At 72.1% G+C, this 26,376-nt stretch carries 28 protein-coding genes, 1 tRNA gene and 1 pseudogene; 13 read left to right on the top strand and 17 right to left on the bottom strand.

Annotation, left to right across the window (positions count from 1 at the left end; genetic code table 11):
- Positions 1-29: 29 nt before the first annotated feature.
- Positions 30-548 (top strand): VOC family protein, encoded by a 519-nt coding sequence (locus tag I4I78_RS05190; protein ID WP_308251910.1) that lies wholly within the window; start codon positions 30-32, stop codon positions 546-548.
- Positions 549-555: 7 nt separating this feature from the next.
- Here the strand turns inward: I4I78_RS05190 and I4I78_RS05185 are convergent, their stop codons facing one another.
- The 12 genes and pseudogenes from I4I78_RS05185 to I4I78_RS05130 form a co-directional block, all read right to left on the bottom strand.
- Positions 556-1,023 carry a universal stress protein gene (locus I4I78_RS05185; RefSeq protein ID WP_218610029.1) on the bottom strand — a complete coding sequence of 156 codons (468 nt, stop codon included), beginning with the start codon at positions 1,021-1,023 and terminating at the stop codon, positions 556-558.
- A complete protein-coding gene (locus I4I78_RS05180; protein WP_218610028.1) occupies positions 1,023-1,400 on the bottom strand; it encodes a DUF488 domain-containing protein in 378 nt (125 codons plus the stop codon). The genes I4I78_RS05185 and I4I78_RS05180 overlap by 1 nt, the downstream gene beginning before the upstream one ends.
- Before the next feature lie 224 nt (positions 1,401-1,624).
- Positions 1,625-1,957 carry an RNA polymerase-binding protein RbpA gene (locus I4I78_RS05175; RefSeq protein WP_218610027.1) on the bottom strand — a complete coding sequence of 111 codons (333 nt, stop codon included), beginning with the start codon at positions 1,955-1,957 and terminating at the stop codon, positions 1,625-1,627.
- 41 nt (positions 1,958-1,998) lie between these two features.
- Positions 1,999-2,130: a phosphoenolpyruvate carboxykinase domain-containing protein gene (locus I4I78_RS05170; protein WP_218610026.1), complete on the bottom strand. Its 132-nt coding sequence runs from the start codon at positions 2,128-2,130 to the stop codon at positions 1,999-2,001.
- A gap of 2 nt (positions 2,131-2,132) precedes the next feature.
- A pseudogene (locus I4I78_RS05165) lies at positions 2,133-2,643 on the bottom strand (phosphoenolpyruvate carboxykinase); the annotation flags it as partial.
- Entirely contained in the window at positions 2,640-2,957 is a 318-nt protein-coding gene (locus I4I78_RS05160; RefSeq protein WP_218610025.1) for a DUF3040 domain-containing protein, read from the bottom strand. The pseudogene I4I78_RS05165 and the gene I4I78_RS05160, both read right to left, overlap by 4 nt.
- 264 nt (positions 2,958-3,221) lie before the next feature.
- A complete protein-coding gene (ctaD, locus tag I4I78_RS05155) occupies positions 3,222-4,976 on the bottom strand; it encodes a cytochrome c oxidase subunit I (RefSeq protein WP_218610024.1) in 1,755 nt (584 codons plus the stop codon).
- Positions 4,977-5,186: 210 nt separating this feature from the next.
- Positions 5,187-5,483: a DUF3040 domain-containing protein gene (locus I4I78_RS05150; protein ID WP_218610023.1), complete on the bottom strand. Its 297-nt coding sequence runs from the start codon at positions 5,481-5,483 to the stop codon at positions 5,187-5,189.
- 321 nt (positions 5,484-5,804) lie between these two features.
- Positions 5,805-7,262, bottom strand: a complete 1,458-nt coding sequence (locus I4I78_RS05145) for a catalase (RefSeq protein ID WP_218610022.1) — start codon at positions 7,260-7,262, stop codon at positions 5,805-5,807.
- Complete coding sequence (locus I4I78_RS05140) at positions 7,259-7,723, bottom strand: Fur family transcriptional regulator (protein ID WP_218610042.1); 465 nt, start codon at positions 7,721-7,723, stop codon at positions 7,259-7,261. Before I4I78_RS05140 ends, I4I78_RS05145 begins: the two co-directional genes overlap by 4 nt.
- A gap of 146 nt (positions 7,724-7,869) precedes the next feature.
- Complete coding sequence (locus tag I4I78_RS05135; protein WP_374225841.1) at positions 7,870-9,204, bottom strand: NAD(P)/FAD-dependent oxidoreductase; 1,335 nt, start codon at positions 9,202-9,204, stop codon at positions 7,870-7,872.
- A gap of 9 nt (positions 9,205-9,213) precedes the next feature.
- The gene (locus I4I78_RS05130; RefSeq protein ID WP_218610020.1) at positions 9,214-10,353 is read right to left on the bottom strand and encodes a CdaR family transcriptional regulator; all 1,140 of its coding nucleotides are present in this window, start codon (positions 10,351-10,353) and stop codon (positions 9,214-9,216) included.
- A 241-nt stretch (positions 10,354-10,594) separates the two neighbouring features.
- Here I4I78_RS05130 and I4I78_RS05125 point away from each other — a divergent pair, with 241 nt between their 5' ends.
- The gene (locus tag I4I78_RS05125; RefSeq protein ID WP_218610019.1) at positions 10,595-10,771 is read left to right on the top strand and encodes a hypothetical protein; all 177 of its coding nucleotides are present in this window, start codon (positions 10,595-10,597) and stop codon (positions 10,769-10,771) included.
- 869 nt (positions 10,772-11,640) lie between these two features.
- Complete coding sequence (locus I4I78_RS05120; protein ID WP_218610018.1) at positions 11,641-11,880, top strand: hypothetical protein; 240 nt, start codon at positions 11,641-11,643, stop codon at positions 11,878-11,880.
- Here I4I78_RS05120 and I4I78_RS05115 read toward each other — a convergent pair.
- On the bottom strand, positions 11,853-12,368 hold the full coding sequence (locus tag I4I78_RS05115) for a GreA/GreB family elongation factor (protein ID WP_218610017.1): 516 nt from the start codon (positions 12,366-12,368) through the stop codon (positions 11,853-11,855). The two genes, I4I78_RS05120 and I4I78_RS05115, sit on opposite strands and share 28 nt — an antisense overlap.
- Positions 12,369-12,726: 358 nt before the next feature.
- On the bottom strand, positions 12,727-13,245 hold the full coding sequence (locus I4I78_RS05110; RefSeq protein WP_218610016.1) for a MarR family winged helix-turn-helix transcriptional regulator: 519 nt from the start codon (positions 13,243-13,245) through the stop codon (positions 12,727-12,729).
- A gap of 22 nt (positions 13,246-13,267) precedes the next feature.
- Between I4I78_RS05110 and I4I78_RS34170 the strand changes: the two genes are divergently transcribed.
- The 4 genes from I4I78_RS34170 to I4I78_RS05090 all read left to right on the top strand — a co-directional run bounded on the left by I4I78_RS34170 (position 13,268) and on the right by I4I78_RS05090 (position 16,764).
- Positions 13,268-13,567, top strand: coding sequence for a DUF3040 domain-containing protein (locus tag I4I78_RS34170; protein WP_226379127.1), 300 nt, complete (start codon positions 13,268-13,270; stop codon positions 13,565-13,567).
- A 26-nt stretch (positions 13,568-13,593) separates the two neighbouring features.
- Positions 13,594-14,445, top strand: a complete 852-nt coding sequence (locus I4I78_RS05100) for a slipin family protein (protein ID WP_226379126.1) — start codon at positions 13,594-13,596, stop codon at positions 14,443-14,445.
- Positions 14,442-15,428 carry a universal stress protein gene (locus tag I4I78_RS05095; protein WP_218610013.1) on the top strand — a complete coding sequence of 329 codons (987 nt, stop codon included), beginning with the start codon at positions 14,442-14,444 and terminating at the stop codon, positions 15,426-15,428. The genes I4I78_RS05100 and I4I78_RS05095 overlap by 4 nt, the downstream gene beginning before the upstream one ends.
- A gap of 94 nt (positions 15,429-15,522) precedes the next feature.
- A complete protein-coding gene (locus tag I4I78_RS05090; RefSeq protein WP_218610012.1) occupies positions 15,523-16,764 on the top strand; it encodes a CdaR family transcriptional regulator in 1,242 nt (413 codons plus the stop codon).
- A gap of 133 nt (positions 16,765-16,897) precedes the next feature.
- Here I4I78_RS05090 and I4I78_RS05085 read toward each other — a convergent pair.
- From I4I78_RS05085 to I4I78_RS05075, 3 genes are all read right to left on the bottom strand, one after another.
- Positions 16,898-16,969: transfer RNA gene (locus I4I78_RS05085), tRNA-Arg, on the bottom strand.
- 68 nt (positions 16,970-17,037) lie between these two features.
- The gene (locus I4I78_RS05080) at positions 17,038-17,733 is read right to left on the bottom strand and encodes a DUF305 domain-containing protein (RefSeq protein WP_308251909.1); all 696 of its coding nucleotides are present in this window, start codon (positions 17,731-17,733) and stop codon (positions 17,038-17,040) included.
- Between the two features lie 89 nt (positions 17,734-17,822).
- Positions 17,823-18,602 (bottom strand): DUF3105 domain-containing protein, encoded by a 780-nt coding sequence (locus tag I4I78_RS05075; protein ID WP_218610011.1) that lies wholly within the window; start codon positions 18,600-18,602, stop codon positions 17,823-17,825.
- A 131-nt stretch (positions 18,603-18,733) separates the two neighbouring features.
- Between I4I78_RS05075 and argS the strand changes: the two genes are divergently transcribed.
- The 6 genes from argS to I4I78_RS05045 all read left to right on the top strand — a co-directional run.
- Positions 18,734-20,383 (top strand): arginine--tRNA ligase, encoded by a 1,650-nt coding sequence (gene argS / locus I4I78_RS05070; protein WP_218610010.1) that lies wholly within the window; start codon positions 18,734-18,736, stop codon positions 20,381-20,383.
- Positions 20,384-20,417: 34 nt separating this feature from the next.
- Positions 20,418-22,010 carry a diaminopimelate decarboxylase gene (lysA, locus tag I4I78_RS05065; protein WP_218610009.1) on the top strand — a complete coding sequence of 531 codons (1,593 nt, stop codon included), beginning with the start codon at positions 20,418-20,420 and terminating at the stop codon, positions 22,008-22,010.
- Between the two features lie 88 nt (positions 22,011-22,098).
- Positions 22,099-23,466: a homoserine dehydrogenase gene (locus I4I78_RS05060; protein WP_308251908.1), complete on the top strand. Its 1,368-nt coding sequence runs from the start codon at positions 22,099-22,101 to the stop codon at positions 23,464-23,466.
- Positions 23,467-23,651: 185 nt separating this feature from the next.
- Positions 23,652-24,668 (top strand): threonine synthase, encoded by a 1,017-nt coding sequence (gene thrC / locus I4I78_RS05055; protein ID WP_255567076.1) that lies wholly within the window; start codon positions 23,652-23,654, stop codon positions 24,666-24,668.
- The gene (gene thrB / locus I4I78_RS05050; protein ID WP_218610007.1) at positions 24,668-25,570 is read left to right on the top strand and encodes a homoserine kinase; all 903 of its coding nucleotides are present in this window, start codon (positions 24,668-24,670) and stop codon (positions 25,568-25,570) included. Before thrC ends, thrB begins: the two co-directional genes overlap by 1 nt.
- 314 nt (positions 25,571-25,884) lie before the next feature.
- Positions 25,885-26,376, top strand: a 492-nt coding sequence (locus I4I78_RS05045; protein WP_218610006.1) for a Rho termination factor N-terminal domain-containing protein, incomplete at its 3' end; no start/stop codon positions are given.

Here is a 26,376-nt window from a genome sequence, read left to right as displayed (position 1 = left end):
CGACCGCACACCGAACGAAGGAGACCGCAGTGTCCGACAAGGCGTCGCTGATCACCGAGGACGAGCGCACGAGTCTGGCCGCAGCCCGCGAGCGGGTCCGCGACGAGTTCCTCTTCTCGCACGACCACCGTCCGGCGAGCACCGGGCGGGGGATCCACCACACGGCGCTGATCTGCGCCGACGTGGAGACAACTGTCGAGTGGTACCAGAACGTGGCCGGCTTCCCGGTCACGGTGCTGTTCGAGAACCGCGACCTGGCCGGGTCGACGCACTTCTTCTTCGACGTCGGCAACGGGAACTGCCTGGCCTTCTTCGACCTGCCCGGGGTGAAGCCCGCGCCGTACGCCGAAGTGCTCGGCGGCCTGCACCACGTCGCGATCTCGGTGCCGGAGCAGCACTGGCACGAGATCAAGGCGCGGCTCGACGAGCGGGGTGCCGAGTACTTCGTGCACTCCGGTTCGTCGATCTACACGCAGGACCCGGACGGCGCGCGGATCGAGTTCATCTCCGACCCGCTGGGGCAGATGTACGGCGAGTCGACCACCTGATCGCGGCTCACCCTCCCTGCGGGGTGATGACCACGACCGGGCATGCGGCGCGGGAGGCCACGTACTGGCTGATCGAGCCGAGCAGCGCTCCGAAGATCCGGCCGTGTCCGCGCGAACCGACCACCAGCAGCTCGGCCCGTTCGGCGAGCTGCATCAGCGCTTCGGCGGGGTGCCCCTCGACCGGCGTGGTGGTCACCGTCGTGGTGTCGTCGGCGACACCGGCCGCGGCCAACGCCGAGGCCAGAACCTCCTCGGCGGCGATCACCGGATGCCGGTCGTCGACGGTGGCCACGTTGCCCACGGTCGAGGGCACCGGGAAGTGCCACGCGGTCACCGCCTGCACGGTCAGGCCGCGTGCGGACCCTTCCCGCACCGCCCAGCGCAGTGCGGCCAGTGAGGCGGGGGACCCGTCGACGCCGACGACGATCCCGCCGCGTCCGGTGGGGTGCGGAGCCGCGCCGTCGCGGGTGCCCATCAGTTGCTCCCCGCCCCGGGATCGAGCAGCTCGGCGAGCACGGCCGCCTCGCTGATGTCGGCCTGCCGGGTGGCGGTGAGCAGGGTCAGCGGCTGCTGCTGCGCCAGCTCGCGCAGGTGCCCGAGCGCGCCGGCTCGTCCGGGGTCGTCGAGTTCGCTGCGGTAGCGGCGTCCGAACTCGGCGAACCGGTCCGGGTCGTGCCCGTACCACGTACGCAGCTCGCGGGAGGGGCCGATCTCCTTGCACCATTCGTCGAGGTCGGCCCGCTGCTTGCTCAGCCCGCGTGGCCAGAGGCGGTCGACCAGCACGCGGGTGCCGTCCTCGGGGGTGCGCGCGTCGTAGACGCGGCCGACCCGTACGCGGGAGTGTCGCGGCATTCTCGGCTCCTATCGCTTGCCGGTACCGGACTCGCGCGGGCCCGGGTCCGGGAGTCGATTCGCACGCTCGCGCACCGGATCGGCTCCGCCGGTGTCGTCTCGTGGGTGGATCCGACGTCCGGGCGGACCGCCCTCGTTCTCCCACCTCGCCAGGTCCGGATCGGGCTCACCGCTGGCCCCATGAAGGCGGGTTCCCGGGGTAGCGGGGTCCACTCGCAGCGGTGTCACGACCGCGCCCCGGACGAGCACCCACCGGGCTCGGTGCAGCGGCGCCGGCTGTGGAGACGCTCCAACGCCTCGTCCAGCAACGCGGCACACTCGACCTCGGAGCGTCGCTCGAACAGGTAGGCCAACGGGGTCTTGAACGGCGGCACGGCCACCAGGCGGGGAGGGTGCGCGCGGTCGCGACCGGCCGGCAGGCCGCAGTGGCGGCACTCCCACAGGTCGGGCGTCGCGACCTGCGTGGACCAGATCCTCGGCGTGTGGTGGCCGTTTGCGCACCAGTAATCGACCTCGAGTGGCGGCTCTGCCACGCGTAGCGTGGTGTGGGGGATCATCGGACGTACCTCCTCGGGTCCGGGTGGCCGGGCCGTGTCGACTACTTGTTCAGGCGCTGCTTGAGGGCCTCGAACTCGTCACGGATCGAGGTCGGGAGGTTGTCGCCGATCTTGTCGAACCACTCCTCGATCAGCGGTATCTCGGCCTTCCACTCCTCGACGTCGACGTTCAATCGAGCAGCGGCAGCACGTGCGAGCCCATCCGGGTCATGATCTTCATCGAAGATCACGACGTACTCCGAGTCGGTGATCTCGACGCCGAGCATCGGGTCCTCGGCGTCGGTCGGGCCCATGCAGAACGGCACCACGTAGAGCGTCCGGCCGCGCATGCTGCCGCGGTAGAGCTCGGTCATCGTCTGCTTCATCTCGGCCGGCGCGACCCAGTTGTTGGTCGGCCCGGCACCGCGCTCGGTCTCGGTGCAGATGAACGTCCGCTCCTCGACGCGGGCGACGTCACCGGCGTCGGACGCCGCGCAGAACGAGTTGGGCTTCTTGTCCGGGTCGAGCCGGGTGATCGTGCCCTGCTCGACCAGCTGGTCGGTGAGCCGCGTCCACTCCGCGTCGGACCCGTCGCACCACACGACGCGATCGGGGGTGGCCAGCTCAGCGATCTCCTGTACCCAGGACACCACGCCCTGGTTGGCGGTCGGTGCGTGGTCGAGCCCGGCTCCGATCGTGGCAGTCATGCAGATCTCCTCGTCTCGCACGGAAGCGGGCGACGCTGCACCGGGATCGCGGTCACCCCCGTTGACGTCGGCGTCACCCGTGGCGGACCCGCCGCCGTGCGGGTGACGACCTCGGCGTCGGTCAGGGGGCGCGGGCCGATCCACAGCACGGCGCACAGCGTCAACCCGGCGACCTTGCCGAAGACCGCGCCGTGGTGGTGCGCAGGGAGCCTGTGTGGCGGCGCGGACCCGAAGGACCCGACCAGCTCCGGATCGTCGATCAGCAGCCGGCGCTCGATCTCGAAGAGCAGCTTCCGCTCGCGGTCATCGAGCATGACGCACCTCCCGCGCGTATCGGGCCCTCCGATGGGACCCGGCAATCAGCACATTTTCTATCGTAACACGATATAGAGTCGTAGAGTTCTTCGTGCGCTGGATGGGGCTTGAGTAGGACGACGGTGTGCTGCTGATCGAGGTCAGGAGGGGCGGCGTCGGTGGTCGCGACCTCCCGGGTCGCGACCGGTGTGTCGGTGTCGTCGTCCGGTTGCGCCCTGGTCGTCGACGGTCATGCGCCTCTCCCCGTTCTCGGCGTGCGAATCTCAGACCGACTTGGGGTCGTCGTCGGGCCGGGACTCCTTGCCAACGCCCTGAGCGACGACCTCGGCGACCTGCGGGGCGCGTCCGCTGTGGGCCTCGGCGCGGGCCCGTTCGACGAGATGGGGGTAGTGCAGGTCGAATGCCGGGCGCTCGGAACGGATCCGGGGCAGTTCGGTGAAGTTGTGCCGCGGCGGCGGGCAGGAGGTCGCCCACTCGAGCGAGTTGCCGAAGCCCCACGGGTCGTCGGTGGTGACGACCCGGCCGTAGCGGTAGCTCTTGAACGCGTTGTAGATGAACGGCAGCGTCGAGGCCCCGAGCACGAACGCGCCGATCGAGGAGATCATGTTCAGCGCCGTGAAGCCGTCGGTGGGCAGGTAGTCCGCGTAGCGGCGCGGCATGCCCTCGTTGCCCACCCAGTGCTGGACCAGGAACGTCAGGTGGAAGCCGACGAACGTCGTCCAGAAGTGCAGCTTGCCGAGCTTCTCGTCCATCATCCGGCCGGTCATCTTCGGGAACCAGAAGTAGATGCCGGCGTAGGTGGCGAACACGATCGTGCCGAACAGCACGTAGTGGAAGTGCGCGACCACGAAGTAGGTGTCGCTGACGTGGAAGTCGACCGGCGGCATCGCGAGCAGGATGCCGGTCAGGCCGCCGAACAGGAACGTGACCAGGAAGCCGCAGGCGAACAGCATCGGGGTCTCGAACGTGAGCTTGCCCTTCCACAGGGTGCCGATCCAGTTCACGAACTTGACGCCGGTCGGGATGGCGATCAGGAACGTGGTGAAGGAGAAGAACGCGAGCAGCACCGCGCCGGTGGCGTACATGTGGTGCGCCCACACCGCGACCGACAGGGCCGCGATCGCGATCGTGGCGAAGATCAGGCCCTTGTAGCCGAAGACCGGCTTGCGGGCGAACACCGGGAAGATCTCCGAGACGATGCCGAAGAACGGCAGCGCCACGATGTAGACCTCGGGGTGCCCGAAGAACCAGAACAGGTGCTGCCACAGGATGACGCCGCCGTTGGCGGGGTCGAACACGTGCGCGCCCAGGTGGCGGTCGGCGAGCAGCCCGAACAGGGCGGCGGTGAGGATCGGGAACGCGATCAGGATCAGCAGCGCGGTGATGAAGATGTTCCAGGTGAAGATCGGCATCCGGAACATCGTCATGCCCGGGGCGCGCATGCAGACGATCGTCGTCACGAAGTTGACGCCGCCGAGGATCGTGCCCAGACCGGACACGATCAGGCCGATCGCCCACAGGTCGCCGCCCGGGCCGGGGGAGTGGATGACGTCGGAGAGCGGGGTGTAGGCGAACCAGCCGAAGTCCGCCGCGCCGCCCGGGGCCAGGAACCCGGCGATGACGGTCAACCCGCCGAACAGGAACAGCCAGTAGGAGAAGGCGTTCAGCCGCGGGAACGCGACGTCCGGAGCGCCGATCTGCAGCGGCACGATGTAGTTGGCGAAACCGAACAGGGTCGGCGTCGCGTAGAGCAGCAGCATGATCGTGCCGTGCATGGTGAACAGCTGGTTGTACTGCTCGGTGGACAGGAACTGCATCTCCGGACGTGCCAGCTCGGCCCGCATCAGCATCGCCATCGCGCCGCCGGCCATGAAGAACCCGAACGTCGTGATCAGGTACAGGATCGCGATGTCCTTCGGGTCCGTGGTCCGCAGCATCTTCAGCAGAGTGGATCCCTTGTCCGACCGGCGTGCCGGGTACGGCTGCGAGGGAACGGGTTTCGGTTCGACCGCGGTCATGATGATTTCCGGGTGGTCGATCCGACGGGGCCGACCTCGATGGGCCGCCGCCTACCCAAGCCGCGTCGAATCGCCGCGACGCCACCGCGTGGACCGACCTCCCGGTCGGCGACGACGTGGCCCACCAAGTCCACGCTCACGATGAGACCTCGACGCCGAGGACGATCCCGGCCGCGGCGCATCCGGCCCCGGGGTCAGCGGACGACGGGCTCACCTCTCCCGCCGGCCCGGCTCGCTGCGGCGCTTCTGGACCACCGAGAACAGCACGGCCAGTCCGGCGAACAGGATCGCCGTCCACGGGGCCCCGGAAAGCATCATCAGAAACCCGAGCGCCACCGCCAGCCCGATCGCGATCCGGTACGCCCACCAGGGCATCTCGTAGATGCACTGGATGGAGTACGTCGACGGTTGCCGGGCGGTGTCGAAGGACCGGGTGAAGTCCGGGTCCTGGGCCATGAACTGGCGTTCGACCTCCTGTAACGCCTTGCGCTCGTGATCACTGAGCATGGCGGCCCCCTCAGGTGCTCGCTCGTCCGATCTCCGGAACGAGGTTTCCCGCCCGGTCGACGCCGGACGGGGGAATCAGTCACGGCCGAGGCACTCGACGGGTGGTTCTCGGGGCGCCTGCGACCTGGTTCCAACATGCCTCGCCCCCCGGCCGAAGGGCACCGGTGCGACCGGCCGACTTCGCCGGGCCAGGTTGCTGACGCCCGGCATCAGGACCACGACGCCGGGCCGACCCCGAACGCAGAGGTGGCCCGGACCCGCGGATCGCTCCGCCGGTCCGGGCCACGCCCCCCCGTGTGGGGAGCCCCGTCGAGGACGGGCCTAACCGCCGTTGCGCACGGCGTCGGCGATCCGGTCCCCGAGGTTTTTGTCGATGTTGCGCCAGTACTCGAAGGCGCGCTGCAGGACGGGCTCGGAGACCCCGGCCTGCAGGTGCCCGGACACGTTGCCGATCAGCCGCTCGCGACCCGCGTCGTCGAGCACCTCCCGGACCATGATCCCGGCCTGGCCCCAGTCGTCGTCGTCGGCGCGCAGCGTGTAGGCGGCGCGCACCATGTCGCCGTCGGCGTGCCAGCTTCCGGCATCTCCGGTCCTCGACGGGTCGGCCCGGGGGCCGCCGTAGGAGTTCGGCGCGTAGACCGGCTCGAAGGCGTTCTCGGTCCGTCCGACGCCGTCCTTCTGGTAGTTGTGCACCTCGCACCTGGGCTTGTTGACCGGGATCTGCTTGTAGTTGACGCCGAGCCGGGCGCGGTGCGCGTCGGCGTAGGAGAACCCGCGCGCGAGCAGCATCTTGTCCGGGCTCAGGCCGGTGCCGGCGACGTGGTTGTTCGGCTCGAACGCCGCCTGCTCGATCTCGGTGTGGTAGTCGGTGACGTTGCGGTCCAGCGTCATCGTCCCGACCTCGATCAGCGGGTAGTCCGCATGCGGCCACACCTTGGTCAGGTCGAAGGGGTTGATGCGGTAGGTCCTGGCGTCCTCGAACGGCATGATCTGCATCTTCAGCGTCCAGCTCGGGTGATCACCGCGCTCGATCGAGTCGTAGAGGTCGCGCTGGTGGTAGTCACCGTCGACACCGGCGAGCCGGTCGGCCTCGGCCTGGTCGAGGCACTCGATGCCCTGGTCGGTCTTGAAGTGGTACTTGACCCAGAACCTCTCGCCCGCAGCGTTGCACCAGCTGTAGGTGTGGCTGGAGTAGCCGTTCATGTGCCGCCAGGTCCTCGGGATGCCCCGATCACCCATCAGCCAGCTGAGCATGTGGGCCGACTCCGGTGAGAGCGTCCAGAAGTCCCACTGCATGTCGTGGTCGCGCAGGTTGGTGGCCAGTCGGCGCTTCTGCGAGCGGATGAAGTGCTGGAACTTCATCGGGTCGCGCATGAAGAAGATCGGGACGTTGTTCCCGACCATGTCCAGGTTGCCCTCGGAGGTGTAGAAGCGCACCGAGAACCCGCGGGGGTCGCGCCAGGTGTCGGGGCTGCCCCGCTCGCCGGCGACGGTGGAGAACCGGGCCAGCATCTCGGTCTCGACGCCGGGCTGGAACACCGCGGCCTTGGTGTAGGCGCTGACGTCGCCCGTCACGACGAACGTGCCGAACGCGCCACCGCCCTTGGCGTGTGGCTGACGCTCCGGGATCCGCTCCCGGTTGAAGTTGGCCATCTGCTCGATCAGGTAGTGGTCCTGGAGCAGGATCGGCCCGTCCGGGCCGATCGTGAGCGAGTGTTCGTCACTCGCGACCGGGATCCCGGCGTCGGTGGTCGTGGGCTCGGGCTGCGAACTCGTCACGGCCGCGCCTCCTCGTGCTCGTCGTGGTGGGTCGTGCGTGCGTTGTGACAGTCGGGACAACGGCCCCAGAAGACGATCTCGGCCTCGTCGAGCTGGTAGCCGGCGTCGTCGTCGGGGGTCAGGCACGGTGGGACACCGACGACACAGTCGACGTCGGTGATCCGTCCGCAGGAGCGGCACACCAGGTGGTGGTGGTCGTCACCGGCTCGTGTCTCGAACCGAGCCGCCGACCCGGCCGGCTCGATCCGGCGGACCAGGCCGGCGTCCGCGCACGCGCCGAGGACGTCGTAGACGGCCTGGGTGGAGACGCGGCCGATCCGGTTCCGCACCTGGGCGGCCACGGTGTCCACACCCGCGTGCGGATGCCCGTCGAGCACCTCCAGCACGGCGACCCGTGGCGCGGTCACCCGCAGGCCCACCTCGCGCAGTCGCCGGGCCACGGCGGAGTACCTGCGGTCCATCGCGATCACCACCACCAACACTGGAATCGTTCCGTTGCCGTGCAGTGTATCGTTCTACGATAGATCGTGACACGATGCAAATCGTGCCGGCGAGGCCACACGCGTGGTCATCCGAGCGGGGCCTTCTCGGCTTGCGAACCGTCGGTTCACCGGAGCGGGTCGAAGCTGCGCAGCACGTCGCCGGTCTCGCCGCGCAGGATCTGCCCGGCCAGCAGCCGCCCGGTGAGCGGGCCGAGGGCGACGCCCCACATGCCGTGCCCGCCCGCGACGTACACCCCGGGGGTCCGGGTCCGGCCGACCAGCGGGAGACCGTCGGTGGTGCAGGGCCGCGAGCCGACCCACTCGTCGCGCCGGGCGGTGAAGTCCACCCCGGAGAACATCGGGGCGGCGGCCTCGACGATCGCGTCCACCCGGCGGGGGTCGAGCGGGGCGTCGGGGTCGCGGAACTCCATCATCCCGGCGACCCGCAGCCCGTCCGACGGCCCGCCGAGCGGGGTGCACGCGACCCGCTGGGTGGGCAGGTAGATCGGGTTGCGCGGCGGCGAGGCCGGCGCCACGGTGAAGCTGTAGCCGCGCCCGGCCTGGACCAGGCGCCGGACGCCGTGGCGGCGGGCGAGCCTGCCCAGCCAGGCGCCGTTGGCCAGCACGACGGCGTCGGCCTCGAGCGGGTCGCCGTCGGTGAACCGGACCCGTGGCCGGGTCTCGGCGCCGTCGATGTCGGCCACCTCGCGGCCGGTGACGATCTGCGCGCCGGCCGCCTTGACCGCGTCCGCGAGGGCGTGCACGAACCGGCCCGGATTGATGAACCGCTGCCCGGAGATGCTGATCCCGCAGTGGACGCCGGGACCGAGTGCGGGCTCGAGCTCGTGGACGGCGTCGTCGTCGAGGAGCGAGTAGTCGGTGTGCCCGCCGTCGGTATTGACCCGCCGGAACTCCTCGAGCAGCCCCTCGCGGTCGGCCTCGTCGGCGAAGGCGGCCAGCATGGGGGAGGCGTGGCTGATCCGCTCCTCGACCGCCGCGCCCGCCGCCTCGGTCAGCTCGTCGTAGGCCTGCAGCGCCGAGGCGTTCGCGGCGATGAAGACCTGCAGTGCCGTGCGCCAGTGCCGGTCGGTGCAGTGCCGGGCGAACCCGGCGAGGAACCCGAGCAGGCGCGGGTCGGGGCGCAGCGGGACGTAGACCGGCGACTTCGGGCTGAGCATGGCCCGGATCCCGGTCGCGAGGATCGCGGGTTCGGGTAGCGGGAGGGTCAGGGCCGGGGCGAGCCAGCCCGCGTTGCCCCAGGACGATCCGGCCGCGATCTCCTGCCGTTCGACGACGGAGACCTCCGCCCCGCCTCGCTGCAGGTGCCACGCGGTGGCCAGGCCGACGATGCCCCCGCCGACCACGACGATCCTCTGGTTGTCCATGCTGCGAGTGTGTCGCCGTCGTGTCGCGCGAGGGCTGACGTTCCGGCCAGCGTTCGAGGCGGTGGGGTGTGCGATCCCACAAGGTCAGTCGGACCGTTGGGCGGCGAGGTGAACCATCAGGGCCAGCCGCGTGACCGGGGCGTCCGGATCCACCTCGCAGGCCTCGCGGGCTCGACGGAGTCGGTTGCGGACGGTGTTCGGATGCACGCGCAGCCGCTGCGCCGCTCGGGTCACGCTCCCCGCGGCGGCGAGATAGGCGTCCACCGTGGGCGCCAGCTCGGTCCGGTGCTCGGCGTCGTGCCGTTGCAGCGCGTTGAGCGGACTCGCCTCCGCATGCGTCGTCAGGAACCCGCGTACCCTGTCGATGAGGACCTCCGCGAAGACCTCGCGCAGATCGGCCACCCGGACGCCGGTGGCGCGCCGCAGCAGGATCGCGACCACCTCCTCGGCGGTGCCGGCCGACCGGGCCAGATCGTGGGCGAGCACGGTGTCCCCGATGCCGGCGGCGAACTCCGTCCTCTCGGCGATCCGCTCCATGAAGTCGGTCAGGATCCGGCGCCCGGAGGACGCGGCGAGGACGCAGTAGAGGGTGTCCTCGCGTACCGCGCACACCGATCGCGGCGCCACGGCGTTCAGGTGCAGCATCAGTGCACTGGCCACCCGCTCGATCCGGCCGGGCGCGCCGCCCCGCACCGCGACCGTCACCAGTTCCGCGGGAAGTGCTGCCTCGGTGGCCTCCCGGACCGCGGTCTCGCCTCCGGCGAGCAGGCGTTCGAGCCGGTCGACCCGTGCCCGATGGGCATCGTCGGACTCCCGCCGCGCCATGCGGAGGTGGCGCGCGACGGCGGGACCGGCCGCCCGCAGCGCCGCCTCCTGGTCTGCCGTCGGGGCGCCCCCCGTCACCGCCCAGATGGATCCGAGCAGCTCACCGCCGCTGCGCACCGCGACGACGGCCCGGGGGCGCATCTCCAGCTCGGAGAGCTCGACGACGATGACCTCGTCGGAGGTACGGAGGCGATCGAAGATCCCGGCCCGGTCCAGGGCCAGGCGGACCTCCGTGGGGACCTGACGGTTGAGGATCGTCTCCACCCGGGTCCGGTCCGCACCGGCGTGGTCTCCCGCGTGTGCGACGACCACAGTGTCCGGATCTTCGATCGTGATCGGGCAGCCCAGTAGCTCGGCCAGGTCGCGGGCCAGCCCGAACAGATCGTTACCGCCGGACATGAGCCTCCCGTGGACGAGCGGATGCCGCAGGGGCCGTGGCCGGGACGCCCGACCGCGCACGGGATCGTCGCACAGCGCGTGCCGTGGACGATCGCGGACGTCACGAGGGCATACGACACGGGCGGACGCGCCGGCGCAGGTCATCTATATCGTGTTACGATGCTATTCGGTGCGGCCGTCGTGCTCCTCCAGGAGCCACGGCCGGGCCGCGACGAGAAGTACGCCGCAGCGGGAGATGACCATGAGCGGACCCGAGCACGGTGGCGAGGCCACGCAGGAACGCAGGCATGTCGGCGAACCCGTCGGCGGGGAGCCGGTGTGCCTGATGCACCGGGTGTGCCCGGAGTGTGGACGGCTGGCGGACGAGGACCCGCCGACGCGCTGCCCGCACTGTGAGGCCGTCATCGACGAGGGGTAGACCCCGGCGGGGTACCGGTTCCGTCACGTCCACTGCATCCCGCTCTCGAGCCCGAGCGCCGATATCTCGTGGTGGCTCAGTGCCTGCGCCGGATCGGGGTTCAGCGCTTGAGCCATGATCAGAGCAGCGACCTGACGCTCGTCCGATCCCCGCAGACGCCGAACCTGAGCGGCCACGGCAGGACCCACGAACGCTCCTGCGCGGCCGTCGGAGCCGAGCCGGCAGGGCCCGGCGCGGACCGTCCAGGCCGGGGAACACTGTCGCCTCGCCCGAATGAAGGGGTCGGCGTCGTTGTCCTGGACGAGCTCACAGTCGATTCCTGCTCGCTGCACGATCTCCATGACGAGGTGCAGGTCGACGGCTGCGGGCTGGTCGGAGATGGCGGACTCCCGTCTTGTCGTGGTCGCGGAGTCGGGGCGGGGTCGGCATGAGGCGTGCAAGGAGCGAGAGCACGGCGTGAGGCTCCGGACCACCGGTGCCGGACCCCGGCACCGTTGTCAGCCTCGAGGCTCCGGCTCGTGATCCCTGAGGCAGTTCTGGCTGCGCAGGTGACCAGGCGGCGGCGCAGAACCGGACGGGCTCCAGTCGGTGAGTCGACGGGGTCGACCGCACCATCGCTGCCAGCGGGCCCGGGTGTCGACCGCGCGGACGGTCCAGCCGGCGCTCGAGGCACGCAGCCCGACATCGGTGACGCGCCGCGCCCGCGTCCCCGGTGTGGTCGGGACCGGGCGGCCCAGCACCGAACTGCGCAGACACACCCCGGCGCCCGCGGCGCCGCTTCCCGGCTCCGGGCGTCCCATGACCACCTCCCGCACCTCGACGGCCGTGGCATGCCACCGTCGGACCGCTGCGGCCGGGAGCCGCGTCCGGTGACCACCGACGTCGACGACCAGCTCGATCACCGCGCCGCCCGCCGGGTCGGCGGGCGGGCGCACCACGAGGTCACGTACATGCCCGAGGTGTTGGTGGCGCGGACCGACGACGGCGAGCCCGAGTACCTGGCGCAACCACAGCCAACGCGCAGCGTGGACATCCATTCCAGACCTCCGACGGAGTGGGTCGAACGGGTGCCGGGTTCTGCTCAGGTCGGTGACCCACTGATGCGCTGATGCGCAGCGCGGTAGGGGGCGGCACGCTCGAGCGTCACCTGCTGGACCCGACCGTCGGGAAGCCGGTACTCGCACGTCGCGCCTTCCCGGGCCCCCGTCAGCGCCCGGCCGAGCGGGGAGTCGGGCGAACAGATCTCCACGTCGGGCTGGGCGCCACCTTCACGGTGGGCCAGGAGGAACGTCTCGGGCTCCGGGTCCTGTGGGTAGCGGACGGTCAGCACCATGCCGGGCTCGGCGACCCCGTCGTCGGGGGGAGCGTCCCCCACCGCCGGGTTCCGGAGAAGTTCCTGCAGCTTCCGGATCCGGTGGTCGCGATCACGCCGGTCGGCAAGGACCTGCTGCTCGGTGTGCTGGTCCGAGCTGTCGCGAGCGCTCGCCCCCGCGGGGTCGGACGCCGCCGACGCTCCGGCGCGCTGGCGAAGGAGCGCTGCGAGCTCGTTCCGCAGCTGGTCGTAGGTGACCTGGGCCAGCCATACCGGGGAATCCATGATCCATCTCCTGACGATGAGCGCCACGCTGCCCGGGTCAGGCGTGCCGGACCGTGGGGTGGGTGGGCCGGCGAGCGGGCATGACGACGTGGGCGCCGATCGAGCCGCGACCTCAGGGCCGCCGTGTCACCGCTCCTGGGATCGGATCACCGGCGCTCTGGTCGGCCGCGGCGCAATGACGGCAACCTGTGTCCACGGTGCCTGCGGGGCGTCGGCATCGGCCAGGGTCGGTGTGCGCAACCTTGGCGGGCCGGATCTGCCGATGCCCGGCAGCGTGAGCGGGATCGAGACGTGTCTCGTGGCGCGGGGTCGGCAGGGCTTCGGCAGGGATTCGGCAGGCCCGAGGGCGCCGCGTTGCTTACGCTTCGCGACCGCCGTCGACGGGCGTCGCGCCGTTCGCCGCCGGATCGTCGTGCCAGGTCGGCAGCGCGAGGGTGGCATTCATGCGGCGCAGTTCGTCGCGGTGCAGCGCGCTGAGGCGGGTCAGGACCTGCTCCCCGTCGGGGGTCAGCAGCACTCGGACCGCGCGGGCGTCGTCGGGATGCGGTGCACGTTCGAGCAGCCCCTGCGCCTGGGCGCGGTTGACCAGCTCGACGACGCTGTGGTGGCGGAGCTGGAGCCGGTCGGCCAGCTCACGCACCGTGGCCCACTCCCGATCGGGGAAGCCCTTCAGAGCCAGCAGCAGCTGATAGTGCTGCGGGGTGACCCCGTGGCTGCGCACGGTCTCCTCGCTGAAGCGCAGGTAGCGCCGGATCCCGAAGCGGAACCGGGCCAGCGCCTCGAAGTCCTGCTTGGTCAACGAGCCGGGGTCCGGCTGGTCGTCCTGGGTCGCCACGACCACATCCCACCATGCGCGCACCGCGTCCCGTCTCGGCATCCCCAAACTGTATCGCGTCACGATGTGTCGTGATACGATACAAAGTGCGCGGACCGGACGAATCGCTCGGGCTGCGTGGTCACCCCTTCACCGGAGGCCCGTCATGCTCAGTGATCACGAGCTGAAGACACTGCGCGAGCTCGAACGCCGGCTGCTCGACGACGACCCGGATTTTCCCCGGTCGTTCACCACCCGCGAGCGGCGCCTGCACCGCCCCGTCCGGGATGCCGGCCGCGACCGCGACTGCGGTGGTGTCGTTCGCCCGCCTCCGGTAGCGGGACACGCGACGACCACCACTGACGACCGCCGGAGGGCGACATGATGCTCACAGTTGTTGTACTGATCGCGATGGCAGCCCTGGCCCTGGTGCTGATCGGGTCCAGCGTCAAGGTCATCACCCAGTACGAGCGGGGCATCGTGTTCCGCTTCGGCCGGGTCCGTCCCGAGACCCGCGGCCCGGGGCTGGCGCTGATCGCGCCGGTCGCCGACCGGCTGCAGAAGGTCAACATGCAGGTCATCACCCAGCCGGTGCCGGCCCAGGACGGCATCACCCGGGACAACGTCACCGTGCGCGTCGACGCGGTCCTGTACTACCGGGTGGTCGACCCGGTGCGGGTCGCGGTCGATGTGCAGGACTACCGCGCGGCGGTGCTGCAGGTCGCGCAGGCCTCGCTGCGCTCGATCATCGGCAAGAGCGACCTGGACGACCTGTTGTCCAACCGGGAACGGCTCAACCAGGGCCTCGAGCTGATGATCGACAGTCCGGCGGTCGGGTGGGGTGTGCACATCGACCGGGTGGAGATCAAGGACGTGGCCCTGCCCGAGTCGATGAAGCGGTCGATGTCCCGGCAGGCCGAGGCCGAACGCGAACGACGGTCGCGGGTGATCACCGCCGAGGGCGAGCTGCAGGCCTCGCAGAAGCTCGCCGAGGCCGCCGAGGTGATGGCCGAGCACCCCGCCGCGCTGCAGCTGCGACTGCTCGAGACCGTGGTCGAGGTCGCGGCGGAGAAGAACTCGACGCTCGTGCTGCCGTTCCCGGTGGAGCTGCTGCGCTTCCTCGAACGCGCGACGCCCCCGGAGGCCACCCCGAACCCGGCGAGCGCCGAGGTCGTGAGCCCCGACGTCGCACCGCGCACGACCGACATCCCGACCACGACCGACGACCCGCTGGCGGCCTCGCACACGGCGGCGCCGCGATGAGCGGGAACGCGGCGGCGCGGGCCGCGGTGGTCGTGGCCGTCGACGACGCAGGCACGGCCGCGGACGCGGTGGAGTGGGCGAGCGCCGAGGCCGCGACCCGGCGATGCCCGCTGCGCATCGTGCACGCCTTCCACCCCCCGCCGGCCGACCCGTACTGCATCGCGGCGGCGACCGACAACCTGTTGACGGTGCGCACGACCGCCGAGGTGGTGCTGCGCAAAGCCGTCGCCCGCGCCCACTCGGTCGCCTCCGACATCGAGGTCTCCACCACGGTGCTGCGGGGATCGCCGGGTCACGCGCTGCTCGGACAGGCCGGCGGTGCGCAGCTGCTCGTGCTGGGCAGCCGCGCCCGACACGGACTGCGCGGCCTGCTGACCCGGTCGGTCTCGATCCACCTCGCCGCGCACGCCGCCTGCCCCGTCGTGGTCGTCCGGCCGACGCAGCACGCGCAGGCGCCGGGCTGGTCGCCGCCCCGCGTCGTCGTGGGCGTCGACGCCACGGACCCGTCCGCGCTCGGCTTCGCGTTCGGGGCCGCCCGCCAACGCGGCCTGCCGCTGTTCGCCGTGCGCGCCTGGACCCCGGACCGGCCCGCCGACCTCGAAGGGATCTCCGGCCCGACGACGCTGGCCGAGCTGCTCGCCCGCCGCACCCTGGAGCGCGCACTCGAGTCCTGGCGCCCCGAGTTCCCCGATGTGGCGGTGCACACCACGCTCGTGCGCGGCAACCCCGCCCAGGCGCTGATCAACCAGTCGCACCGTGCCGCGCTGCTCGTCGTCGGGACTCGGGGGCGCGGCCACCTCAGGGGAACGATGCTCGGATCGGTCAGCCAGACCGTCCTTGCGCACGGTCACAGCCCGATCGCGGTCGTCCACGGCACGACGCCAGCGCCCACCGCCGCGGTCGCCGACGGTGACCCGGGCCGGGCACGCGACCCGGGACCGGGGCGCCGTGACACGCCGGGGGACCGCCGGTGGTCGGCATGACGGTCCCCGCGCATCACCGACAGGGTGGGTCCTGCACTGTGGTCGCGACGTCGCGGGCAGACCCGTGACCGTGACCGACCGAGAGGCGGCGGCCGTGAACCGACGACAGGGACCACGCCCGTCCGGACGGGGCGACGACCACGCCGAGGACCACACGTGGCTGACCGAGGTCGCCGACGCGGCCGGCCGAGAAGCCGGGATACCGGTCGAGCTGCTCGGCGACTACCTCACGCTGCTCGCCGACGCGGCCGTCACCGGACGCAAGCCGCACGCCTCCGAACTGGACGCGGTGGGCCTGCTGGGACGGCGCGCCGCCGAGCTCGGGGTGTCCGCCGGCAGCGCCGTCCAGCTCTACCTCTGCGCGGCACGGCTGTTGTGGGGCGAGCTGCCGATGATGATCCGGTCACGGGACAGCGCCGCCGTGCGGGGCGCGGCCGACGCGGTGCTCTACGTCGTCGACGCCGCCGTGGCGAGCCTGGCCGAGGGTTACACCGAGGCCCGCCGACAGATGGCGCGCTGGGAGGAGACCCAGCGCCGCGAGTTCATCGACGACCTGCTGCGGGGCGACGCCGACGTCGGGCGCCTGGTCGAACGCGCCGAGCCCTTCGGGCTGGACATGGCCCGCCCGCACCAGGTCGCACTGGCCGCGCCCACCGGCGCGCTCGACGGCTTCGAGATGGCCATCAGCGACCTGGAACAGGCGATCGTGCACAGGGTCGGGGACCGCGACGTGCTCGTCGCGACGAAGGACGGCTGGATCGTCGTCGTCGCTCCCGCCGACACCTCCATGTCGCCACCACCACACGGGTCACGCCCCGCAGTCACCGACCTCGGCGACTTCATCCACGCCGAGCTCGACCGGACCGCGCGGGGGCGACCGTGGCGGGTCACCGTCGGCCGGCCCTACCCCGGTTCGTACGGGATCCCCCGCTCCTACGAGGAGGCTCGCGAAGGCCTGACCATGGCCGTCCGGCTGCACCTGGACACCCCGGTGATCCACGCCGAGCAGCTGCTCATCTATCGGGTGCTGCTGCGCGACCAGCCCGCCATCACCGACCTCGTCCAGGCCGTCCTGGGCCACCTCGTCGAGGCCCGTGGTGGCGCCGAACCTCTTCTGACGACCCTCGACGCATACTTCGCGACCGGCGCCGTGACCACCGAGACGGCCCGCAGGCTGCACCTGTCGGTCCGCGCGGTCACCTACCGCCTCGACAGGATCAGATCACTGACCGGGTACGACCCGGCCGACCCCGCGCAGCGGTTCACCATCCAGGCCGCCGTGCTCGGGGCCCGCCTGCTCGGCTGGCCGGCGCACGACCTCAGCCTTCCGCGGTGATCCCGATGCATGATCACGGTGCATGAGCACATTGCGTCGGGTGCCGCGGTGACCGCGGCCGGACGAACATCCGATGATCATGGCCCGAACAGGGCCGGGACCGCAGGTCGAGCGGTCTTCCGGAACCTGTACGTGCCCCCGGCAGGATTCGAACCTGCGCTTTCGCCTCCGGAGGGCGACGCTCTATCCCCTGAGCTACGGGGGCGGTACTGGGGGAACTCTAGCGCACCCGACCCGTGCCCTCGCGTGGGGGCACGGACCCGCGCGATCCGGTCACAGCGGCAGCGGCTGCGCTCCGCGCCGGGCCAGCAGCTGTTTCATCAGCTCCGACTCGGAGGTCTGCGCGCTGAGCATCTGGGAGGCGAGGTTGCGCACCTCGACGGTCTCGGCGTGGTCGCGGCCGTACTCCAGCATGCTCGCCCCGCCCTCGTGGTGGCGCAGCATGAGCTGCAGGAACACGGTGTCCAGCGCGGGCTCCGGTGTCTGGCGCATCCGGCGCAGGTCCGCGCTGGTGGCCATCCCGGGCATCGCGGCGACCGACGCCATGCCGGCCATCGCGCCGCCGCCGTGGTCGCCCGCCATCCAGCCCATGTGCCCGCCGGAGGGAAGCGCCGGCTGGTCCCACAGCCCCAGCCAGCCCTGCATCCGGCCGACCTGCTGGTTCTGCGTCGTCTCGATGTCGAAGGCGAGCTGGCGCAGGGCGGGGTCGGCGGTGCGGTCGCGCTCCCAGGACGCCATCTCGACGGCCTGGCGATGGTGCACCGACATGTCCTGGGCGAACCCGACATCGACCGAGTCGGCGTCCGGTGACCCGGCCCCCGGTCCGGTCGCCCCGATCAGCAGCCCGCCGAGCAGGGCGATCACGGCGAGCAGGACGACCACCGACCACCAGGGCGCGGCCGACGGACGCGGGGTCCGCGGCCCGGGTTCGGTCACGCCTGCCGGTTCGCGCGTCTCGGTCTCGCTCACCACACCACTGTGCCCGATCGCAGCCCGGGGCCCGATCACAGCCCGGGGCCCGATCACAGCCCGGGGCCCGATCACAGCCCGGGGCCCGATCACTGGCCGGGCACGGCCCCCTCGGGGCTCGCGCCCTGGGACCCGGCGTCGCGCTCGCCGAAGACGGTCTGGCGGTTCACCGCGGTCTGCGGCGGGGCCGGCTGGAACGGCGGCGGGTTGTCCTGGTCGAACGCGCCCGGGCCGAGGGCGTCGCAGCTCGCGCCGACCTCCGGGTAGGTGAAGCGGTTGAGCCGCAGTGCGCGGATGAACTGGTCGATCCGCTCGTCGTCGGCCGAGGTGAGCTTGAGCTGGTGGCCCCAGGACTGCAGCGCGATCGGCTGGTCGAGGCCGGGGTAGGGCGACATCACCGTGTAGGGCTGGCCGTCGACCTTGGAGCTCAGGGTCTCCAGCGCCGCACCGGTGACCTGGTCCGGGTTGTAGGCGATCCACACCGCGCCGTGCTCGAGCGAGTGCACCAGGTTCTCGCTGCGCACCGGGGTCGGGTAGACCACGCCGCCGCAGGCGGCCCAGTAGCCGTCGTGCGTGCCGCCGAAGGGCGGGTTGTTGGTGTAGGCGACCTGCTGGTTCGGCAGGATGTGCTGCCCGGCGGCGTACTGCTGGGTGACGACGCCGGGGATGGTCAGCGAGGGGTCGCGGTTGTCGTCACCGGGCACGAACGCGCGCTGCTCGTTGCGCTGGATCAGCGGGTAGCCGATGAACACCGCGGCCAGCACGACGACCAGGACGATGCCGCCGATCATCAGCCAGGGCGGCTGGCGCCGGTTGACCGCCCCGATGTTCGGCTTGCGCTTGTTCTTGCTGGACTTACCGCTGGCCATCGGATCCCTCTGGTCGGCGCCGGCCCCCGTCGCGGACGTCGCCGGGGGAGATGCGGGCGGGCGTCACGTGCCCCCGGAGTCTACGAAGCCGGTGCGAAGCGCAGACGGCGCCACCTCCTAGAATCATCACGGTGAATCCCGACGCGCTCGCCGAACTGGTCCGTGACGTCGCCCGGGACGTGCTGACCGAGCGAGAGCTGGACCTCTCGGCGCTGCCCGCGGACGCCGGCGTGGAGCGCCCGCGCAACCCCGAGCACGGCGACTACGCGACCAACGTCGCGCTGCGCACCGCGAAGAAGGCGGGTGTCCCGCCGCGCGACCTGGCGACCTGGCTGGCCGAGGCGCTCGCCGCCCGGGACGGGATCGCCGCCGCCGAGATCGCCGGGCCCGGCTTCATCAACCTGCGCCTGGCCGCCGACGCGCAGGGCGCGGTCGTCGGCGACGTGCTGGCCCACGGCACCGCCTTCGGCGCCGGGGACGAGCTGGCGGGGCAGAAGCTGAACCTCGAGTTCGTCTCGGCCAACCCGACCGGCCCGGTGCACCTGGGCGGGACCCGGTGGGCCGCGGTCGGGGACGCGCTGGGCCGGGTGCTGCAGGCGCGCGGCGCCGCCGTCACCCGGGAGTACTACGTCAACGACGCCGGGGCGCAGATCGACCACTTCGCCTCGTCGCTGATCGCGGCGGCCACCGGCGGGCCGACCCCGGACAACGGCTACGGCGGCGCCTACGTCGGCGAGATCGCCCAGCGCCTGGTCGCCGCGAACCCCGGGGTGCTCGACCTGCCCGAGGCCGAGCGCCACCGGGTGTTCCGGGACACCGGTGTGGCGCTGATGCTCGAGGAGATGCGCAGCTCGCTGCACGCGTTCGGCACCGATTTCGACGTGTGGTTCAGCGAGCTGTCGCTGCACGCCTCCGGTGCGGTGCAGGAGTCGGTCGGGCAGCTCAAGGACAGTGGCGCGCTCTATGAGAAGGACGGCGCGTGGTGGCTGCGCTCCACCGAGCAGGGTGACGACAAGGACCGCGTCGTCATCAAGAGCGACGGCAGCCCCGCCTACATCGCCGGTGACATCGCCTACCTGCGCGACAAGCGCGCGCGCGGCTTCGACCGTTGCATCTACATGCTCGGCGCCGACCACCACGGCTACACGGTGCGGCTCAAGGCGGTCGCCGCCGCGTTCGGCGACGACCCGTCGGTGGTCGAGGTGCTGATCGGGCAGCTGGTGAACCTGGTCCGCGGCGGTGAGCCGGTGCGGATGAGCAAGCGGGCGGGCACGATCGTCACGCTCGAGGACTTCGTGGACGCCGTCGGCGTGGACGCGGCCCGGTACTCCCTGGTGCGCTCGTCGGTGGACTCCACCCTGGACGTCGACCTCGACGTGATCAGCCGCCAGACCAGCGACAACCCGGTCTTCTACGTCCAGTACGCGCACGCCCGGCTGTCCTCGCTCGCCCGCAACGCCGCCGACCTGGGCCTCACCCCGGGGGAGTCCTACGGGCTGCTCGAGCACCCGCGCGAGGGCGACCTGATCCGCACCCTGGGCGGGTTCCCGGAGGTGGTCCGGTCGGCCGCCGAGCTGCGCGAGCCGCACCGGGTCGCCCGCTACCTGGAGACGCTGGCCAGCGCGTACCACAAGTTCTACGACTCCTGCCGGGTCCTGCCGATGGGCGACGAGGAGATCTCCGAGCTGCACCGGGCGCGCCTCGCGCTGTGCGTCGCGGCACGGCAGGTGCTGGCCAACGGCCTGGCCCTGATGGGCGTTTCCGCGCCGGAGCGGATGTGAGCGCCGACATGATCGTTCCCGTGGAGGCGCAGTCATGAGGGCGCACCCCGCCGGCCCGATGCACGCCGGCATCTCCCAGCCACCGGAGTCCGCCGGGCCGCTCCCGGCCGGTCCCGAGGAGCTCGACGAGCTCGCGCCCGCGGTCTGGCCGCGCAACGCCGGGCGTGGCGAGGACGGCGCGCTGCGGGTCGCCGGAGCCGACGTCCGCGATCTCACCGAGCGCTACGGCACGCCGTTGTTCGTGCTCGACGAGGACGACTTCCGCTCCCGTGCCGCGGAGTTCGCGGCCGCGTTCGGGGCCTCGTCGGTGCACTACGCGGCGAAGGCTTTCCTGTGCACCGAGATCGCCCGCTGGGTGGACCAGGAGGGGCTCTCGCTCGACGTGTGCTCCGGCGGGGAGCTGGCCGTCGCGCTGCGCGCCGGGTTCCCTACGGCGCGGATCGCGTTGCACGGCAACAACAAGTCCACCGACGAGCTGGTCGCCGCCGTCGAGAACGGCGTCGGCCGGGTGGTGCTGGACTCGTTCCACGAGATCGCCCGCCTGGACGCGATCGCCCGCGAACGGGGCGTCGTGGCGCCGGTGATGATCCGGGTCACGGTCGGCGTCGAGGCGCACACCCACGAGTTCATCGCGACCGCGCACGAGGACCAGAAGTTCGGCTTCTCGATCGCCGACGCCGAGGGCGACTCGGATGCACTCGAGGCCGCACGCCGGGTGGTCGCGTCGTCGCACCTGGAGCTGGTCGGGCTGCACAGCCACATCGGCAGCCAGATCTTCGACACCGAGGGCTTCGAGGTCGCCGCGCGCCGGATCGTGCGGCTGCTGGCCCGGTTGCACGCCGACCACGGCCCGGAGAACCTGGGTGCGCTGCGCACGCTGGACCTGGGCGGCGGTGTCGGGATCGCCTACCGCCCGGACGAGACCCCGCTGTCGGTGCCGGACCTGGCGCAGCAGCTGCGCGGGATCGTCGAGCGCGAGTGCCACGCCGCCGACCTCGACGTGCCGGACATCGCCGTCGAGCCGGGCCGGGCGATCGCCGGGCCGGGCACCGTGACCGTCTACGAGGTCGGCACGACCAAGGACGTCCCGCTCGGCGGGTACGCGCGGCGCTACGTCAGCGTGGACGGCGGGATGAGCGACAACATCCGCACCGCGCTCTACGACGCCGCCTACGACGTCCGGCTGGTGTCGCGGTCCTCCGCGCTCGACAGCTCGCCCACCGTCGACGCCGGGTCGGACGGCCACGGCGGCGCCGACGCCGGCCTGCCGGGCGGCACCCCGGTGCTCTCCCGGGTGGTCGGCAAGCACTGCGAGTCCGGCGACATCGTCGTGCGCGACTGCTGGCTGCCCGCCGACCTGGCCCCGGGTGATCTGCTGGCGGTCGCCGCGACCGGCGCCTACTGCTACGCGATGGCGAGCTCCTACAACCGCCTCCCGCGCCCGGCTGTCGTCGCCGTGCGGGAGGGGCGCGCCCGGGTGCTGCTGCGCCGGGAGACACTGGAGGACCAGTTCCGTTTCGAGGTCCCCTCCGAGGAGGACGGCGCGACCGGAGCCGGGGCGGCGGCCGCGGCGGGGGCGCCGTCGAACGGTCACACGCACGACACCGGGGCGTACGCCGGCAGGTGAGGAGAGTTCCGCCACCCGGCGTCGCCGGGACATGGTGTGACCAGGAATGATCGGCGCCCGTTCGGGTGCGTGTGCACGAGGAGGCGTGGTGGGCAGGGGCGAGGACGCAGCCGTCCGGGTCGCGTTGCTGGGATGCGGCACCGTCGGCACCGAGGTGGTGCGGCTGCTCACCGGGCAGGCGAAGGACCTGACCGCGCGGATCGGCGCGCCGGTCGAGCTGGTCGGGGTCGCGGTGCGGCGCCCGCACCGGCACCCGTGGCTGACCGAGAACTTCGGTGACCTGGTCACCACCGACGCCGCCGCGCTGGTCGCGCGCGACGACGTCGACGTCGTCGTCGAGGTGATCGGCGGCATCGAGCCGGTGCGCACGCTGCTGCTCGATGCGCTCAAGGCGGGCAAGTCGGTGGTCACCGCGAACAAGGCGCTGCTGGCCGAGGACGGCCCGGCGCTGGCCGAGGCGGCCGACGCCTCCGGCGCGGACCTTTACTACGAGGCCGCCGTGGCCGGGGCGATCCCGCTGCTGCGCCCGCTGCGCGAGTCGCTGGCCGGCGACCGGATCACCCGTGTCGCCGGGATCGTGAACGGAACCTCGAACTTCGTCCTCTCGGCCATGGCCAGCTCCGGCGCCTCCTACGGCGACGCGCTGGAGGAGGCCACCCGGCTGGGCTACGCCGAGGCCGACCCGAGCGCCGACGTCGACGGCTACGACGCCGCGTCCAAGGCCGCGATCCTGGCCACGCTGTCGTTCCACACGCGCGTCACGGCGTCGGACGTGCACCGCGAGGGCATGCGCTCGGTCAGCGCCGCCGACATCGCCGCGGCGCGCCTGCTCGGCTGCACGATCAAGCTGCTGGCCATCTGCGAGCGGGTGGAGTCCAACGGCGGCGAGGCCGTCTCGGCCCGGGTCTACCCGGCGATGATCCCCACCTCGCACCCGCTGGCCGGCGTGGACGGCGCATTCAACGCCGTGTTCGTCGAGGCCGAGGCGGCCGGACAGCTGATGTTCTACGGCCAGGGCGCGGGCGGCGCACCGACGGCGAGTGCGGTGCTCGGCGACCTGGTCGCCGTCGCGCGCAACCACGTCGAGGGCGGTCGCGGGCCGCGCGAGTCCGCCTACGCGAGCCTGCCGGTCCGCCCGGTCGGCGACGTCCCGACCCGCTACCACGTCGATCTCGAGGTGGCCGACCGCGAGGGCGTGCTGGCCGAGATCGCCGGCGAGTTCGCCCGCTCCGGGGTCAGCATCGCCGCGGTCCGCCAGACCGGCGGCGCCGCGGGCGACCGGGACGGGGACCCGGGGCAGGCGCGGCTCACCGTCGTCACGCACTCGGCGCCGGACTCGGCCCTGGCCGGTACCGTCGCCGCGCTCGCCGAGCTCGACGTCGTGCTCGGTGTGGCCGGCGTGCTGCGGGTCGAGGGTCTCGGCCGCGCGGTCAGTGCGCTGGGCATGCCCGGATGACCTCGGCGACCCCGGTTCCACGGGAAGGCGACTCCAGCTCCACAGGAAGGCAAGGCGGCCCGATGACCGGCAGTGTCCAGAGGACCGAGCAGCACGGGGTCCCGCGCCAGGACTTCCCCCGCGGCGCGGTCGCGCCGCCCCCTCCCGGGCACTGGCCCGGCGTGATCGAGGCCTACCGGGACCGGATGCCGGTGCAGCCGGACTGGCGCGTGGTCACCCTGGCCGAGGGCGGGACGCCGCTGCTCCCGGCCCCCCGGCTCTCCGAGCGCACCGGCTGCCAGGTCTACCTCAAGGTCGACGGGGCGAACCCGACCGGCTCGTTCAAGGACCGCGGCATGACGATGGCCGTGACGGCGGCGCTGGCCGAGGGCAAGCAGGGCGTGCTCTGCGCCTCCACCGGCAACACCTCGGCCTCGGCCGCGGCCTACGCCGCCCGCGCCTCGATGACCTGCGCGGTGCTGGTCCCCCGGGGCAAGGTCGCGCTCGGCAAGCTCGCCCAGGCCGTCGCGCACGGCGCGCGGATCCTGCAGATCGACGGCAACTTCGACGACTGCCTCGAGCTCGCCCGCAAGACCACCGCCGACTACCCGGTCGCCGCGCTGGTCAACTCCGTGAACCCGACCCGGATCGCCGGGCAGGCCAGCGCCGCCTACGAGATCTGCGACCAGCTCGGGCAGGCGCCGGACGTGCACTGCCTGCCGGTCGGCAACGCGGGCAACATCACCGCGTACTGGAAGGGCTACCGCGGCTACCACGCCGACGGCCTGATCTCCGACCTCCCGCGGATGTTCGGCTTCCAGGCCGCGGGCGCCGCCCCGCTGGTGCACGGGGCGCCGGTCACGACGCCGGAGACGATCGCCACAGCCATCCGGATCGGGTCGCCCGCCTCCTGGAACGGCGCGATCGCCGCGCGTGACGAGTCCCACGGCAAGATCGCCGCGGTCACCGACGACGAGATCCTGGCCGCCTACCGCATGCTCTCGGCCGAGGAGGCCGTGTTCGTCGAGCCGGCGTCGGCGGCGAGCGTGGCCGGGCTGCTGGCCTCGGCCGCGGACGGCACGCTGCCGCGCGGGTCGCTGGTGGTGTGCACGGTCACCGGGCACGGTCTCAAGGACCCGGACACCGCCCTGCTCACCGCGCCGGAGCCGGAGATCGTCCCGATCGATCCGGGAGCGGTCGCCTCCGCACTCGAGCTGGCCTGATGGGACGACCCTCCGAGGTCCGGATCCGCGTCCCCGGTTCGACGGCGAACCTCGGCCCGGGTTTCGACTCGCTCGGCCTCGCGCTCGGCATCCACGACGAGCTCCACGTCTGCGCGACGGCGGAGCCCGGACTGTGGGTGGACGTCACGGGGGAGGGCTCCGCACACGTGCCGCGCAACGGCCGGCACCTGGTCGTGCGGGCGATGCGCCAGGCCTTCGAGCTGTTCGGCGACGCCCCGGCCGGGATCCGGCTGCGCTGCACCAACGCCGTCCCGCACTCGCGCGGGCTGGGCAGCTCCGCGGCCGCCGCGGTGGCCGGGGTGACCGCCGCGGCCGTGCTCACCGGGCGCGACGTCGAGGACGAGCACGAGGCGTTGCTGCAGCTCGGCGCCGCGATGGAAGGCCACGCGGACAACGCGGCGGCCAGCCTGATGGGTGGGTTCGTGCTCGCCTGGGAGACCTCCGGGCAGGCGCGCCGGTTCCACGCCGAGAAGCTCGACGTGCACCCCGACATCCACCCGGTCGCGTTCGTCGCGGACGCCGAGTCGGCGACGAAGACCACACGCGGCCTGCTCCCGGAGCACGTCCCGCTGCACGACGCCGCGTTCACCGGCAGCCGCACCGCGCTCGCCGTGCTGGCCATGACCGCGCGGCCGGACCTGCTGATGCCGGCCACCGAGGACCGGCTGCACCAGCCCTACCGACGTCCCGCCTACCCGAGCTCGCTCGACCTCGTCGAGTCACTGCGTGCCCGCGGCGTGCCCGCGGCGATCTCCGGGGCGGGTCCGACGGTGCTCGCGCTGACCGCGGACGGCGTCGCCCCCGAGGGTCTGAACCTGGACGGTTTCACCGTCCTGTCGCTGCCCGTCGACCCCGACGGCGTGTGTGTCGAGGTTGCCTGACCCGTCGCTGACCAGGTGCGACGGTCGTCCGACACGCGGGAGGGCGGGGGGTTGTTGCCGCCCGTGACGGATACGTCTAGTGTCGGCCCTGCATGGCGATCCACGCGTCGAACGCGTAGTCTTGTGGCTGGGCCCGCTCGCCCGATCCCCCTCTCTGGCTGGACTCGGAATCCCGAACGGGCGGCCTGACTCCCGTGACGTCGTCGTGGGGGAATCATCTTTTCAATTGCTGCCGGCACGGGTCTACCTGCCGGATGAGCGTGTGAAATCCCCTGACCTGGACAGGACACCCGGGTCGGTCAGGAAGGAAATTCGTGAGCGAGACCGATCTCGTCGGCTCCCAGTCCGCAGACACCGAGGCGGCCCCGCGTCGCCGTGGAGGCCTCTCCGGCATGGTGCTGGCCGAGCTGCGTGAGCTGGCCACCGAGCTGAACGTCCCCGACATCGCCGGTATGCGGAAGGGGGACCTGATCGCCGCCATCAAGGAGCGCCAGGGCGCCTCCGCCCCCGCTCCCGCCGCCAAGCGTGCATCGCGACCCGCTCCCCGGGCCGCCGCCGCGACGGACGACGCCCCCGCGGCAGCGCCGCAGCTGTCCCTCGGCGACACCGCCACCTCGAACGGCGCCGCGAGCAGCGACAACGGTGCCGACGCGGTGGCCGCTCCGGCTGCCCCGGCCGCGCCGACACGTCGTCGCCGGGCCGCGAGCCGTCCGGCCGGCGCGCCGTCGACCGAGGCGACGCCCCCCGCGGTGACGACGGACGCGGCACCGGCCGCACCGAAGGCCGCGTCGGCACCGTTGTCGCTG

It is taken from the genome of Pseudonocardia sp. KRD291, from assembly GCF_019263595.1.
Classification (GTDB): Bacteria; Actinomycetota; Actinomycetes; order Mycobacteriales; family Pseudonocardiaceae; genus Pseudonocardia.
Note: the sequence above shows the minus strand (reverse complement) of the source record. Positions and strands in the feature narration are given on the sequence as shown.

Bases quoted from the DNA above. Each gene is read 5' to 3' on its own strand.
- I4I78_RS05185 (WP_218610029.1), bottom strand. From the start codon at position 1,023: ATGGGCACCCGCGACGGCGCGGCTCCGCACCCCACCGGACGCGGCGGG.
- I4I78_RS05180 (WP_218610028.1), bottom strand. From the start codon at position 1,400: ATGCCGCGACACTCCCGCGTACGGGTCGGCCGCGTCTACGACGCGCGC.
- I4I78_RS05175 (WP_218610027.1), bottom strand. From the start codon at position 1,957: ATGATCCCCCACACCACGCTACGCGTGGCAGAGCCGCCACTCGAGGTC.
- I4I78_RS05160 (WP_218610025.1), bottom strand. From the start codon at position 2,957: ATGCTCGATGACCGCGAGCGGAAGCTGCTCTTCGAGATCGAGCGCCGG.
- ctaD (WP_218610024.1), bottom strand. From the start codon at position 4,976: ATGACCGCGGTCGAACCGAAACCCGTTCCCTCGCAGCCGTACCCGGCA.
- I4I78_RS05150 (WP_218610023.1), bottom strand. From the start codon at position 5,483: ATGCTCAGTGATCACGAGCGCAAGGCGTTACAGGAGGTCGAACGCCAG.
- I4I78_RS05140 (WP_218610042.1), bottom strand. From the start codon at position 7,723: ATGGACCGCAGGTACTCCGCCGTGGCCCGGCGACTGCGCGAGGTGGGC.
- I4I78_RS05130 (WP_218610020.1), bottom strand. From the start codon at position 10,353: ATGTCCGGCGGTAACGATCTGTTCGGGCTGGCCCGCGACCTGGCCGAG.
- I4I78_RS05125 (WP_218610019.1), top strand. From the start codon at position 10,595: ATGAGCGGACCCGAGCACGGTGGCGAGGCCACGCAGGAACGCAGGCAT.
- I4I78_RS05115 (WP_218610017.1), bottom strand. From the start codon at position 12,368: ATGGATTCCCCGGTATGGCTGGCCCAGGTCACCTACGACCAGCTGCGG.
- I4I78_RS05110 (WP_218610016.1), bottom strand. From the start codon at position 13,245: ATGCCGAGACGGGACGCGGTGCGCGCATGGTGGGATGTGGTCGTGGCG.
- I4I78_RS34170 (WP_226379127.1), top strand. From the start codon at position 13,268: ATGTGTCGTGATACGATACAAAGTGCGCGGACCGGACGAATCGCTCGG.
- I4I78_RS05100 (WP_226379126.1), top strand. From the start codon at position 13,594: ATGGCAGCCCTGGCCCTGGTGCTGATCGGGTCCAGCGTCAAGGTCATC.
- I4I78_RS05095 (WP_218610013.1), top strand. From the start codon at position 14,442: ATGAGCGGGAACGCGGCGGCGCGGGCCGCGGTGGTCGTGGCCGTCGAC.
- I4I78_RS05075 (WP_218610011.1), bottom strand. From the start codon at position 18,602: ATGGCCAGCGGTAAGTCCAGCAAGAACAAGCGCAAGCCGAACATCGGG.
- lysA (WP_218610009.1), top strand. From the start codon at position 20,418: ATGAGGGCGCACCCCGCCGGCCCGATGCACGCCGGCATCTCCCAGCCA.
- thrC (WP_255567076.1), top strand. From the start codon at position 23,652: ATGCCGGTGCAGCCGGACTGGCGCGTGGTCACCCTGGCCGAGGGCGGG.
- thrB (WP_218610007.1), top strand. From the start codon at position 24,668: ATGGGACGACCCTCCGAGGTCCGGATCCGCGTCCCCGGTTCGACGGCG.